We start from the raw sequence: 14,852 nt of genomic DNA on the forward strand, positions 1-14,852 counted from the left end.
CTCCTGATAGTTTTTCTTTCCTTGCATGACACAATATACTAATAATCAGTATATTAAACAAATTTATTGTTTGTTAGGCATGTAGTCGTGCAACAGCCACTGAAGCCAAACGGCAATGAATGAAAAAGATAGCAGATAACTTCATTGCCGTCCCATTTTATGGGGCGGATAAGGATAAAACAAGAGCTAAGGGTTTTAGCCAAAAACCAGCAGGTTAGCGACAATTTGATTTGCACCCCCTAACATCCTAAAAAAATTATAATTTAGCTATGTTATTTATGGGGACCGTCCTTTTTTAGTTTACGTGATTAAATGATAAGAAAAAATAAATTTTTAATACTGCAATTAAAGGTATCTAAGATCATATTTCTTTTTGTTTTTCTGTCGGTTGCCTTTAAAAGCAAAGGTCAGGGCTTGCAATTTAACTCTAACGACAGCCTGTTAAGCAAGCGTACTTCTTACTCAGTTTTTAAAACAGACCCGCCAACCTTTTCGGGTCATTTATACATAAACTTTGATCTTTCTTTGTGGGATAATGAGCACCTGGGCTATATTTTAAACATAACCGATACCAAAAACAATTCATATAGCCTAAGTTCCATATACAACGGCTCACCTTTTTTAAATTTTAATATTGATAGCAAAAGCAATAAAATAACAATCCCGCTTAGCCTAAACCAGCTAAAAAAACGTAACTGGATGCCGGTAAAAATTGATATCGACTTAAAAGCTAATACAGTAGGAATTTTTATAAACGGCAAATGGTACCGGGCCGGTGAGTTTAATTTTGATGGCGCAATTACCCCAAAGATCTATTTTGGGAGAAATGAACATTACTCTGATGTACCAAAAATGGCCATCAGGAATCTGACGGTCAGCGATGCGGACAAAAGGTACACTTTCCCCTTAAATGAATGGAGCGGAAAAAATGTATACAGCAGTGATGGGAATGACTTAGGGGTGGTTGACAATCCTGTTTGGCTCATCAATGAATCCTATTTCTGGACACCGCGGTTTACACGCAATTTTAAGGAGGTAGCCGGTGTTAATTTTAATGAAGCAGGGCAGAAACTACTGATGTTTAAAAGCGATTCGCTGATAGCTTATGACGTACAGCGAAACACTTTATCAACCCAAGCCTATCAAAACAAATGCCCCATACCCCTGCATTTGGGTAAAAGTATTATCAATACTAAAGAAAATAAATTATATGCCTATGAAACCTTAAAGGCTCCCAAGGCACCAAAACCTGTCCCGAGCATTGCCGCGCTTGATCTGAACATCTTAAAATGGGACGTTATTGGCTTTGCTACCATTACCGAGCAAAGGCATCACCACAATATATTTTACGATAATACCCAAGATAAATTTTACCTGTTTGGCGGCTACGGCTCGTTCAAATACTATAAGGATTTTTTTGAGTATAATAACAAAGCCGACACATGGGATAAACTCACGTTTAGCGGCGATAAAATAACGCCCCGTTTTTTTTCGGCCTACAGCCAGGCAGATGAAAACAACAACGTTTATATTTTTGGCGGATACGGCAATCAAAGCGGTAACCAAATAGTTGGCGGTGAGCATTTTTATGATCTGTACTGCGTTAATTTAACCACCCGCACTATAAAAAAATGCTGGGAGATAAAGCCGCCTGCCGAAGATTTTGTAGCGGCCAACAACCTGATCATCTCCAGCGATAAAAAATATTTTTATGCGTTGTGCTATGCACACGAAAAACCTAAGACGAGCTTAAAACTCTATAAGTTTTCCTTAAAAGATGGTTCATATGAAGCGGTTAGCGGCAATATCCCGACTAAAGGCGAACGTATTGAAACCGATGTAAATCTCTTTTACAACCACAAGCAGGAAACCTTTTATTGCGCCATACAGGAATTTACCACGCCTGATTATTCAACCGTAAGGGTTTATTCCCTGGCATCACCGCCGGTGCATGAGCAGGATTATTTAGCCTCGCAGCAAGCAAATATATCCTCTGGTTGGTATTTTAAATTTTTGGTTCCTGAGTGGATAATTGTTTTGGCTATAATTATTGCTTTAGCGGGATTTTTATATTTCAAACAAAAAAAGAATAAGCCTAAAGTAATACCCGAAGATATTGACCGGGATCCGGCAATTATAGCTATCCATAAAAAAGAGGATGAAAAAAGAGCCAATGCCATTTATTTATTGGGCGAGTTTACGGTGTACGATAAAAACAGGAGGGATATAACATACCTGTTTAGCCCTAAAATAAAGCAGTTGTTTATATTGATCTTACTAAATAGCAAGGATGAAAGCGGCGTGGTATCAAAAAAGATCTCAACTACTTTATGGCCCGATAAAGACATCGCCAAAACAAAAAATATAAAAGGCGTTACCATTAACCACCTGCGCAATATTGTTGCGGACATTGATGGCCTTGAGCTTACTTTTTTAAACGATACCTACTGCTTTAAGTTAAGCAATACGTTTTTTTGCGATTACTTTATTGTAACAGATGCTATTAAAGAACTAAACAGCACTGCTAAACAGCCTGATGAAAATATATTAACTCATTTTGACCTCATCGCCCGCGGCGGTTTATTACAGCACATCCCCGAAACCTGGTTGGATGATATTAAGCAAACCTATGAGGAAACACTAATGCCCTGGATCCTCCCCGAAGTAAAAAAAGTTTATGAAAGCGGCGACTTCCGCAAAACCATCGAAATAACCCGGGTAGTTTTAAATATCGATCCTTTTAATGACGAGGCTATAAAATTCAAGCTGAAGGCCTTTCGTCGCATAAAAGGCATTGAGTATGCCCACAAGGTCTACAGCGATTTTATTGCTGAATATGAAAAATCATTAGGTGAAACTTATTCAATTCCTTTTGAGAAGATTTGTGCTGTGAAGTGAGGTTGATTGAGTTTCGGCTGTCCTCTAATGCACATGCAAATCCCTGCTGAACGAATTGCGAAAACAGATCTCTTCAATAATTACAACTTTTACAACAATCTAATCCAACTTAATCAACCTAATCCAACTCAATCAACCCCAAACCCCATTAACAAATGGGTTAATTCTACCCGGTTAATGAAATTTTAATGTTATTAACCCCTTTTTTAACCCATCCTTTAATACCGCCCGCTCTATTATTGTTTCACCAATTGGAAAGCTTAAGATGCCCCTGACAGGTTTAACCAGCCTGTTTATCCTTTGATTTTTCTGTTGGATAGATTTTTATAAACCAATTAACCAATTATTTATGAAGGAAAATTTTACCAATTATGGTGGGTGCCCCGGCATTCATTATCCGGCTAAATTCAAAAGGTTACTGCAATATTGTATTGCATCCTTTTTGTTTTTACTCATGTGTACTTCGGCCATTGCACAAACCAGCAGCATAAAAGGCGTGGTATTAGATGAACAAAAATTGCCGATGCCCGGCGTAACCGTTAAGCTAAAAGGCACAACTACCGGAACTGTAACCAGTGTTGACGGGCAGTTCTCCATTAACGCGGCTCTGGGTCAAACGCTCGTTTTTAGCTTTTTAGGTTATTCGCAGCAGGAAGTAACCATAAAAGATCTGAAAACCATTACCGTAAACCTCGCTGCAAATGCAACCAATATGAACGAGGTTGTTGTTGTAGGTTATGGCACGCAGAAAAAGGTATCGTTAACCAGTGCGGTATCATCAATAAACAGCGCTGAAATTGTTACTACCAAAAACGAGAATGTACAAAATATGCTAACCGGTAAAGTAGCCGGCCTACGTGTGGTACAAAACAGCAGTGAGCCTGGCTCATTTGATAACTCGTTTGATATTCGTGGACTTGGCTCCCCGCTGGTGGTTATTGACGGGATTCCCCGTGATAATATTACTCGCCTTGATCCTAATGACATTGAAAGTGTATCCGTTTTAAAAGATGGCGCAGCAGCTATTTATGGCGTTCGTGCAGCAAACGGCGTAGTGCTTATTACCACCAAACGCGGTAAAAAAGGCACGCTTGAGCTTACCTACTCCGGCGATTATGGCTGGCAAAAGCCATCGGGCTTACCAAAAGCTGTTGGTGCACTTGATTACATGACGCTGGCTAACGAGCTGCTGATGCATAATGTAAATGGTGGTCACCTGGGCTATACAGCTGCAGATATGGCTCCCTACCTTGACGGCTCCAAAAAAAGCACAAACTGGTACACGCCTGTTATCCGCAATAATGCACCACAATCACAGCATAGTTTAACTGCCAGCGGCGGTAATGAAACTACCAACTATTTTATAAGCATGGGCCTTACCAACCAGGATGGTTTCCTGCGCAGCGGCGATTTGAATTATAAAAGATACAATGTGCGTTCAAACATTACCAGCAAGATCTCAAAAAACCTAACTGTTGATTTAAACATGACGGGAATAATGGACCAAAAGAACCAGCCTTACCAGGATGCATGGTGGATAATCCGTTCATTTTGGAGGCAGGTACCTACCCAGACCATTTATGCTAATAACAATCCTGATTATTTGAACAATGGGCAGGTTGACGGAAGTAACCCCGTAGCGCTTGCCGATCAGAATGTTGATGGTTATAAAAACTTAACTAACAAATGGTTCCAGTCGTCAGCATCACTTACGTATAATGTTCCGTTTGTAACGGGGCTTACTGCTAAGGCTTTGTATAGCTATGACTATTATATGTCTGATAATAAGATCTATCAAAAATCATATAACCAGTATAACTATGATGCCAATAGCAATACTTACAACCCGGTACCAAACCAAACCCCTGCAACAATTTTAAGGCAGTTTTACAATAAACCGGCAACACTGTCGCAGTTATCACTTAATTACGACCGATCATTTAAAGGCGGCCACAACTTAAGCGCTTTGTTGCTTTATGAAGAAAGTGAAAACAAAGGCGATAATTTTTATGCACAGCGCGAGCTTTCATTAGGCGTTGACCAGCTGCTTGCAGGTAACAGCTTAAACCAGCAGGGTTATATTGATCCGGGGGTGTTGTATGATAACGTTAACAGGGGGCTTGTTGGCCGTGTAACCTATAACTACAAGTCAAAATACCTGGCCGAATTTAGTTTCAGGAATGATGGTTCATCAAAATTTGCGCCGGGCAAACAATGGGGTTTCTTCCCTTCAGCTTCATTAGGCTGGAGAATTTCTGAAGAAAACTTCTGGAAAAACTCATCAACCCTGTCATTTATCGATAACTTAAAACTACGTTTCTCGTACGGTAAACTGGGTGATGACTCAGCTTCAAGCTACCAGTTTATTACAGGTTATACTTACCCCGCAGGCGGTTCAAACAACCAGTTGCCTCCGGGATCAGTGTTTGATGGTACGTTTGTTAACGGGGTTCAAAGTAAAGGGATAGCTAATCCTAACCTTACCTGGTACACTTCTGAAACCTATGATGCAGGTATTGATATAGATGCATGGAAAGGTCTACTGGGCGTTACCTTTGACGTGTTCAGGCGCAATAGAAGCGGCTTATTAGCTACTGAAGTGTTAAGCTTGCCAAGTGTGGTAGGTGCCGATCTTCCGCAGGAAAACTTAAACAGCGACCTTTCACAAGGTTTTGACTTTGAAGTTAACCACAGAAATCACATTGGTAACTTTAACTATTTTCTGAAAGGCACTTTCTCATACACCCGCACGCAAAACAGAACGCTTGTACAGGCAATGGCCGGTAACTCACAGCTTAACTGGCATAACAACGGTAACAATCGTTACAACAATACTTATTGGGGATATGGCGCCGATGGCCAATATACTTCATACCAGGATATTTTAAACAGGAACGTCTTTGTACCACGCGGTACCCTTGTAGGCGATTACAAGTATGAAGACTGGAACGGTGACGGCCAAATTGATGGTAACGATGTGCACCCTGTAGCTTATACCGGCGCACCAATGGTAACTTACGGCTTAACTATCGGCGGCTCATATAAAGGGTTTGATTTCAATATGTTATGGCAGGGAGCTGCTGATGTTGATGTATCATACTTTGAACAGCTTAATACCCCGCTTTGGGGTGGTGGCAGTGCGCTTAGCCAGTTTTTAGACAGGTATCACCCTGCTGATCCTAATGCCGATCCTTATGCGCCAAGTACCGTATGGGTACCGGGCCATTTTGCCTACACCGGATCAGTGCCTGATCAGAATTCATTGTTTAATATTCAAAGTGCCTCATACATAAGGTTAAAATCCGCCGAGCTGGGTTACAGCATTCCTGCCGGTTTTGCCAAAACAATAGGCATAAAAGGAGCACGGGTATTTGTTAATGGTTACAATTTGCTAACCATTACCAAGCTAAAATATCTTGATCCTGAGCACCCGTCAAGCACCTATGGCTACTTGTACCCGTTAGACAAAACCATCTCTGTAGGCGTAAATGTTAAATTATAGTAATCCGTAAAAATCATGAAAAAATATACATACATCATATTGTCCGTTTTGATCTGCTGGACATCGGCATGTAAAAAGCTAAATGTAGCGCCGATGAATATCATACAGGATAAGGACGTTTTTACCAGCGAAGGCGGGATCCAGGCCTACATGGCAAGGATCTATAGCGAGCTTCCGATAGAAGATTTCAGGTATTCACCAACCAGGGGGTTGAACTTTTTCTGGATCATAAGCCCTTTTAGCTGTATCAGCGGAGAAGGCTTAAGCCGCGATCAGACAAGCGCAACCCAGGAAACTTTTGGTTACTGGAGCGATGCCTACAAGCTGATCCGTGAAACCAATTATTTTATGGAAACGTTGCCCAAATATTCGGGCACTTACTCAACTGCACAGGTAAACTCATGGTTGGGCGAGGCGCGTTTTATCCGCGGCGCAACTTATTTTGCTTTGGCAAAACGCTATGGCGGTGTACCAATTGTTGATAAGGTATTGCAGTACCCTGGCACAAGCATCCAGGAGTTAAACATTCCACGTGCATCAGAAGAAAAGGTGTACGATTTTGTTGCTGCCGATTTGGATTATGCCTATGCCAATTTGAATGCATCAAACCAGGTTGGCAGGGCCAATAAATATGTGGCAGCCGCATTTAAATCAAGAGCGATGCTCTATGCAGGCTCAATTGCCAAATACAACAATATAAGCCTTGTTGATAATACCGGCAACAGGCTTTGCGGCATGCCTGCAGCTAAGGCTATCACCTACTTTAAGGCAGCATATAATGCAGCCATTTTGCTGGATGGCCACTATAGCCTTTATAAAAAGGCTTGGGCGGCAGGTGATAAAGCAGCACAGTACCAAAACTACGTAAACCTTTTTGGTGATGCTTCAAGCCCTGAGAACATTTTTGTACGTCAATACCATTATCCTGAATCGGTACACGGATACGATTCTTATAATGTACCCCGCCAGCTAATGGGCGCTAACGGTTATTCAGCTGAAATTAATCCGACGCTGAATTTCGTTGAAATGTTTGACGGTCTCCCAAAAAATGCCGATGGAACAATAAAAACTTTAGATGCCAGCGGTAAATATATAGAGTATACAAACACAATGGACCTGTTTGCTAATGCCGAACCAAGGTTGAGGGCTACAGTAATATTTCCGGGCGATGAATTTAAAGGTCAAAGCATCGAGATTCGTCGTGGTATTTATACCGGTAGCTCAACAGGTGGAATAAACAGGCTGTTACCTGCAGGTTCAACCTCAAATTATCCTGCTGAAAACCTGGTTACCTCATCAAACGGGGCGCAAACACCTTATAAACTGCCCGACGGGACAACAATGAATCCGGCCGGTTTAAGCGGTGTGTTCACTGCTGATGGAACATGTGCCATATCAGGTTTCTCCATCCGCAAAAACCTCGATCCTAACAAACCAACTTCTGAAGTGCTGGAAAACCATTCGGACGAAACATGGATTGAATTACGCTATGCCGAAGTTTTATTGAACCGTGCTGAAGCCGCTGTTGAATTAAATTCATTAGGAGATCAAACTGTTGGATATTTACAGGATGCATTTGTTGCCATTAACCAGGTGCGTGAAAGGGCCGGTGCTGATCTGTTAACCAGCGCAGCAACATTAACCGACTTAAACATTGTTCGGAAAGAGCGCCGGAAAGAGCTCGGTTTTGAGAATAAAACCTGGTGGGACCTGAGAAGATGGAGAATTATCGACAAAGAACAAAATTCAACCATTTACCGGGTGTTGATGCCGTTTTACTCGGCAACTGATAAGAAGTATTTCTTTGATGCAAGGCCCGATGAAAGAAACGCGCGTTACACATTTGATAACCGCTGGTACTACGAACAGATCCCGCAAGGTGAAATTGCCAAAAGTCAGAGTTTAATTCAGAACCCCGGATATTAACACTAAAAAGATGAAAAAGATATTTTATTACATAGCAATAACCATGATTGTTGGAGCAGGCAGCTCATGCAAAAAATTGGATAATTACAATGCCCCAGCCGAAACATTAACAGGTAGTGTTGTTGACGCCAGCGGCAAAACCGTGCAAACCGAAACAGCAGGTAACGGAACACGTGTTAAATTATTGGAAACAAGCTGGAGCGCTAACCCTACTCCATTCTATTTTCAATCTATGCAGGATGGTACATTTAATTATACCAAATTATTTGCCGGCACGGATAAGGTAAGCGTTGAAGGTCCGTTTGTGCCATTAGTACAAACCGATAATACAGGAGCCACTATTGTTGATAAAAGTCAGACGGTACAAATAAAGGGCGTTACCACCCTAAAGTTTACTGTTGAACCTTTCCTGGATATTGAATGGATAGGCGAGCCGGTTTTAAATGCAGACGGCACCATAACCGCTACCATTAAATTTATCCGCGGCACTACTAACCCTGCCTTTCAGCAAAATGTGAGTGATCTGTTCCTGTTTGTGAATGCTACCAAATATGTTGGCAATAACAATTATGATAACAGGTATTCAAATCATATTGGATATAACGGCACTGATGGTAACAATGCCGTTGGCCAAACAATTACCTTAACAACAACAGGTGGCAAATTACCCGGTCAAAGAGAATACTTTATAAGGGTAGGCGCCAGGATCTCGTACGGGCTTAATTATTATAACTATACCGACGTAAAAACTGTAACCGTTCCCTAATTATATAAGAGATGCAAGAATCAAGATGACAGGAATCAAGAGAAGCATTAAGTTGCTATAATTTATCTTGATTCCTGACCTCTTGATTCTTGCATCTAATTACAAACTATCTATGAAAAACATTTTATTTTTCTTCTGCCTTATCGCGCTGGCTTTTACCGTAAATGCGCAGGATCAACCAAACCAATTAAAAGAAAAAACGGCTTTTCAAACCAGCAGCCCGTGGATGCCAGAGATTGATGTACGATCAGACATTGCCATAGTTTATGGCGCTAATGACAGGGCAGGAATGACATTTGAAGAGCGCGTAAAATCATGGCGCGACCATGGCTACCAAGTAAATTTTATGACAGGCATTGCCTGGGGTCAGTATTACGATTACTTTTTGGGTAAGTGGGACGGAAAAAACCATCTTGGTGTTGGCCAGGTAACCATGAAGGGCGATACCATTTTCCATGGTAAAAACATGCCTTACGTTGTCCCTGTACAGTCGTTTATTGATTATATGAAAACGGCAGTTGTTAAAAGGGTGATCGATGCCAATATCGGCACCATATTTTTAGAGGAGCCTGAGTTTTGGGCTCGCGCAGGTTACAGCGCGCCATTTAAAAAAGAATGGCAAAAATACTACGGCTTTCCATGGAAACCCCAGGATGCATCAGCCGAAAATACTTATCTATCGAGTAAACTTAAATATCATTTATATTATGATGCTATAAAACAGGTATCCGAATACGCCAAATCATACGGTAAAAGTAAAGGGATGAACATTAAGGTTTTTATAGCAACGCATTCCCTTGTTAACTACTCCTCATGGCAAATTGTAAGTCCGGAAGCAAGCCTGGCCTCGTTGCCTAGTATTGATGGCTACATTGCCCAGGTGTGGACAGGCACCGCCCGTGAACCTACGTACTTTAACGGGATCCAAAAAGAACGCGTTTTTGAAAACGCCTTCCTTGAATATGGTTCCGCAGTTTCAATGACCGCGCCAACCAAACGCAAGATGTTCCTTTTAACAGACCCTATTGAAGATCGTGTACATGACTGGAGCGATTATAAACGCAACTACCAGGCTACATTTACAGCCAAACTTTTGTACCCTATGGTTGCTGATTATGAAGTAATGCCGTGGCCCGAAAGGATCTATACCCATCCTTACCCGGTACCCGGCAGTAATGAAAAAATCCTGATCCCGCAATTTTATTCAACCCAAATGCAGATAATGGTTAATGCTTTAAACAGTATGCCTAAATCAACTAACCAGGTATCAGGCGTAAATGGTGTTGGGGTATTAATGAGCAATACGCTGATGTTTCAGCGCTTTCCTACCCATAACGGGTTTGAGGATCCGCAGTTTTCCAATTTTTACGGGCAAACGTTGCCATTGTTAAAACGTGGCGTACCGGTACAAACCGTACACATGGAGAACCTAAGCTATGCCGCGTCATTACAGGATATTAAGGTTTTAGTGATGAGCTATTCAAACATGAAACCGGTATCAGCAGAAATACATACCGAATTAGCCGGCTGGGTTAAAAAGGGAGGTGTATTAATTTACTGCGGAAGAGATGACGACCCTTATCAATCAGTAATGGAATGGTGGGATACAAAAAGAAACAAATTTATGGCACCATCGCAACATCTGTTCAAACTGCTGCGCATAAAGCCAGCAAAAGACAACCAGAAATTCAAAGTTGGCAAGGGCGCTGTTTATGTGTTAAGGCAAAATCCAAAGGAATTTGTGATGCAGGCAAATAACGACAGCACCTACGTAAGCCTTATAAAAAAGGGTTATGAAAATGACGCTAAAGCAGGCGGGCTGACATTCAAAAACAGCCTGTACCTTGAAAGGGGGCCTTATGATATTGTTTCGGTAATGGATGAGAATGCCGACAGCAAGCCGTATACTATAAATGGCCCGGTGATCGATCTTTTTGATCCGCAATTGCCTGTATTAGCCGAAAAAACTGTAAACCCCGGCGAGCAGGCATTATTATACGTTGTAGGCCGTGTGGCTGATAAAACAAAGCCCCAGGTTTTGGCATCGGCATCAAGAATTTATGAAGAAAACATACAAAGCGGCAGTTATTCATTTGTTGCCAAAAGCCCTATAAAAACATTGAACAGCGCACGCGTGCTGTTACCATCGCAACCAAAAAACACTACGGTTACCGATAGCAAAGGACAAACTATCACCGATGTTAAGACATCATGGGACCCATCATCAAACACGCTCTACCTCGGCTTTGCCAACAGCCCCGATGGTATAAAGGTTGATTTGAAATGGTAATAAGAGCTTTTTTGAGGAAAGGTTGGTTTCTTCCGTGCACGAGCAATCGTGCGCGGGAGTTTTTTGAAGCCGGAATTTTCCATAAAGTGCTACTCAAATGGAGTTAATAAATTAACCAGGAAAAGCTATGAGAAAGCGCACATTTATTATCAATAGCCTCGCAACGCTTGTGCTATTTATTTCATGTCAAAAAAGTAATAATAACTTAAACATTAAACAGCAACTGCCTTCCGCGCCACCGTCGGATGGGCCAAGGGCTATGCTGAGAGGTTATATTGAAAATGTAACTACTGCCGATGGTAAGATTTATGCAGCTAAAGATAATACAGGTAAAACTATGGATTGCCTTAAAATAATTGCAAATCCTTCGGGGGGCTATATTGGCGTGTACCATACCATGATAGCCGGTACATTTAAAACAAATGTTGCATCCTCAACAGACCTGCTTCACTGGACATGGATAAGGGAGCTTGCCGGCAGCGTTACCGGCGGGGCCTCGCAACCTACTATTGCCGCTACTGCCGGAGGTGGCTTTGTTATGGTATGGGAACAGGAACCAAACAATCACCTTAAATTCAGTTATTTTAACAGCTGGATGGATCTGAAAAACGGGACAGTTGGTAAAACATACGAAGCGCCGCATACGCTCTCATCCTGCGCAGAGGGTACGCCTAATATTTACTCGGCGAGCAGTACTTCTGTTGATGTTGGCTTTCATTATTGGAGCAATTGTGATGTTGACCGCCAGGCGCGCGGCACAACCAACTGGACATCATGGAGCGCAAGTGCTCAAACACAAATTGACAATGCAATTTTATATTGGGGTGTTAAAGGAAATATTGGCGACCGGGACGGCTACCTGAACTTTCAGACCTATAACTTTGGTGTTATTGAAGGCCAGGGTACCAAAGGCGACTTTGGAACCTGGAAATGTTATCTGTATGATTATCAAACGGGGAACGCTGATAAATTGTCCATCCATACAGATGGCGGCAGTGCCGCATTTGCAAACCCTACAATTACCTTATTAACAGTTGGCGGCCAGCCGGCAATTGTTGTTACTCAATTTATCCCTTCACAGGGATCAGCCGGCGGCGAATCCGGGGAGCTGATCTATTACAAGAAAATTTAATCCCTTAACATAACCGTCAGACTTTCTTATTAGAATATCCATAATACATGAAAACCGTCATTCTATTAGCTGCATTACTTCTTCCTCTTTCTTTATTCGCACAATCACCTGGTGGTGTTACTGATCCTGTCGATCTGATCAATCCTCTGATGGGAACTGCTTCTAAACCGTCACTCTCAAACGGCAATACTTACCCGGCCATAGCGTTGCCCTGGGGTATGAACTTCTGGACACCGCAAACCGGTAAAATGGGTAATGGCTGGCAGTATACTTATGAGGTCGATAAGATCCTTGGCTTTAAACAAACCCATCAGCCATCGCCATGGATGAATGACTATGGCATGTTCTCTATCTTCCCTGAAACCGGCAAACTCATACTCGACGAAGGTAAACGGGCCAGTTGGTTCTCACATAAGGCCGAAATTGCAAAGCCTTACTATTACAGCGTTTACCTTGCCGATTATGATGTTACCACCGAAATTACGCCAACCGAACGGAGCGCCAGCTTCAGGTTTACTTTTCCAAAAAGTGACAGCTCTCATATTTTAATTGATGCTTTCGATAAAGGATCGTATGTAAAGATCATCCCAGGCGAACAAAAGATAGTTGGCTACAGTACCAAAAACAGCGGGGCAGTAACCGAAAACTTTAAAAACTACTTTGTTATTTATATCGATAAGCCTTTTGAGCTGGCAGCGGCCTGGCATGATAAGCAAACCGTTGATGGCAAGCTTGAATACACAGGCGACCATGCTGGTGCGGTTATCAGCTTTAAAACAAAAAAGGGAGAGCAGGTTCACCTGCGGGTAGCTTCATCCTTTATCAGCATTGAGCAGGCTGAAATCAACTTAAAACGTGAGCTTGCAAATGACAGCTTTGAGGTAACTAAACAAAAAGCAAAGGCTACATGGAACAAAACCCTGAGCCGGTTAAATGTTGAGGGCGGCGCTATCGATCAAACCCGTACTTTTTACTCTTGCCTTTACCGTATGCTTTTCTTCCCCAACAAAATGTATGAGGTCGATGCCAACGGGAAAAACATTCATTATAGCCCGTATAATGGCAAAATATTGCCGGGATACCTGTTTGCGGGTACTGGTTTTTGGGATACCTTCAGGGCGCTTTATCCCTTTCTTAACCTTGTTTATCCATCTATAAATAAAGAAATGCAGGAGGGCCTGATAAATGATTACAAAGAAGGCGGGTGGCTGCCCGAATGGTCGAGCCCGGGTTATGCCGATTGTATGATAGGCAATAACTCAGCATCGGTAGTTGCCGAGGCTTATTTAAAAGGGATGCGTGGTTATGATATTAAAACCCTGTATGAGGCATTAAAGCATGGAGCAAATAATGAAGGGCCAAATGCGGCCGGACGAAGGGGCGTACAATATTATAATACCTTAGGCTATGTGCCTTATGATGTAAAGATCAATGAAAATGCCGCCCGCACACTGGAATATGCTTATGATGATTTTGCAATTTATCAGCTTGGCAAAGCGCTTGGCCGCCCGGCAGCTGAAATTGATATTTATAAAAAACGCAGCCAAAATTACCGCAACCTGTATGATAAGCAAACCGGTTTAATGCGTGGCAAAAACAAGGATGGATCATTTGAAACGCCTTTTAACCCTTTTAAATGGGGAGATGCTTTTACCGAAGGAAACAGCTGGCATTATAGCTGGGGTGTTTTTCATGATATCCAGGGCCTGATTAACCTGATGGGCGACAAGCAGCAATTTGTGGCTAAGCTCGATTCGGTATTTACCCTACCTCCTGTTTTTGACGATAGCTATTACGGAACTGTGATCCACGAGATCCGCGAGATGCAGATAGCCAACATGGGGCAATATGCGCATGGTAACCAGCCCATTCAACACATGATATACCTGTATAATTTTGCCGGCGAGCCATGGAAAACTCAATACTGGGCCCGCGAAACTATGAATAAACTCTACAAAGCCACGCCTGATGGTTATTGCGGCGATGAAGATAACGGGCAAACATCGGCCTGGTATGTATTTTCGGCAATGGGCTTTTACCCGGTAACCCCGGCTAGCGACCAGTATGTGTTAGGCGCGCCACTGTTTAAAAAGTTGACTATCAATTTAGAGAATGGTAAAACCATCACCATAAACGCAGCAAACAATAGCGCGGAAAACAAATATGTAAACAGCCTGCAGGTTAACGGCAAACCCTATAATTTTAACTGGCTGAGCCATAAAGCATTGCTGGAAGGTGCTGATCTTAATTTTGATATGTCGGCAACGCCAAATAAGCAAAGGGGGATTGATAAGGCAGCTGTGCCTTATTCAATGTCGAATGAGAAATAAAAAAATAT

Annotated in this window: 7 protein-coding genes; all 7 read left to right on the forward strand. The window is 42.2% G+C overall.

Annotated features, from left to right (window positions below):
• The first annotated feature begins 312 nt into the window (after positions 1-312).
• On the forward strand, positions 313-2,898 hold the full coding sequence (locus JWQ54_RS18190) for a kelch repeat-containing protein (RefSeq protein WP_299587656.1): 2,586 nt from the start codon (positions 313-315) through the stop codon (positions 2,896-2,898).
• 349 nt (positions 2,899-3,247) lie between these two features.
• Positions 3,248-6,400, forward strand: coding sequence for a TonB-dependent receptor (locus tag JWQ54_RS18195; protein WP_299587658.1), 3,153 nt, complete (start codon positions 3,248-3,250; stop codon positions 6,398-6,400).
• A gap of 15 nt (positions 6,401-6,415) precedes the next feature.
• Positions 6,416-8,326, forward strand: a complete 1,911-nt coding sequence (locus JWQ54_RS18200; RefSeq protein WP_299587661.1) for a RagB/SusD family nutrient uptake outer membrane protein — start codon at positions 6,416-6,418, stop codon at positions 8,324-8,326.
• A gap of 10 nt (positions 8,327-8,336) precedes the next feature.
• Positions 8,337-9,092: a DUF3823 domain-containing protein gene (locus JWQ54_RS18205; RefSeq protein WP_299587664.1), complete on the forward strand. Its 756-nt coding sequence runs from the start codon at positions 8,337-8,339 to the stop codon at positions 9,090-9,092.
• 112 nt (positions 9,093-9,204) lie between these two features.
• Complete coding sequence (locus JWQ54_RS18210) at positions 9,205-11,382, forward strand: hypothetical protein (RefSeq protein ID WP_299587668.1); 2,178 nt, start codon at positions 9,205-9,207, stop codon at positions 11,380-11,382.
• 127 nt (positions 11,383-11,509) lie between these two features.
• Positions 11,510-12,514 (forward strand): hypothetical protein, encoded by a 1,005-nt coding sequence (locus JWQ54_RS18215; protein ID WP_299587670.1) that lies wholly within the window; start codon positions 11,510-11,512, stop codon positions 12,512-12,514.
• Positions 12,515-12,561: 47 nt separating this feature from the next.
• Positions 12,562-14,844 (forward strand): GH92 family glycosyl hydrolase, encoded by a 2,283-nt coding sequence (locus tag JWQ54_RS18220; protein ID WP_299587673.1) that lies wholly within the window; start codon positions 12,562-12,564, stop codon positions 14,842-14,844.
• Positions 14,845-14,852: the final 8 nt, after the last annotated feature.

It is taken from the genome of Mucilaginibacter sp., assembly GCF_028288225.1.
Classification (GTDB): domain Bacteria; phylum Bacteroidota; class Bacteroidia; order Sphingobacteriales; family Sphingobacteriaceae; genus Mucilaginibacter.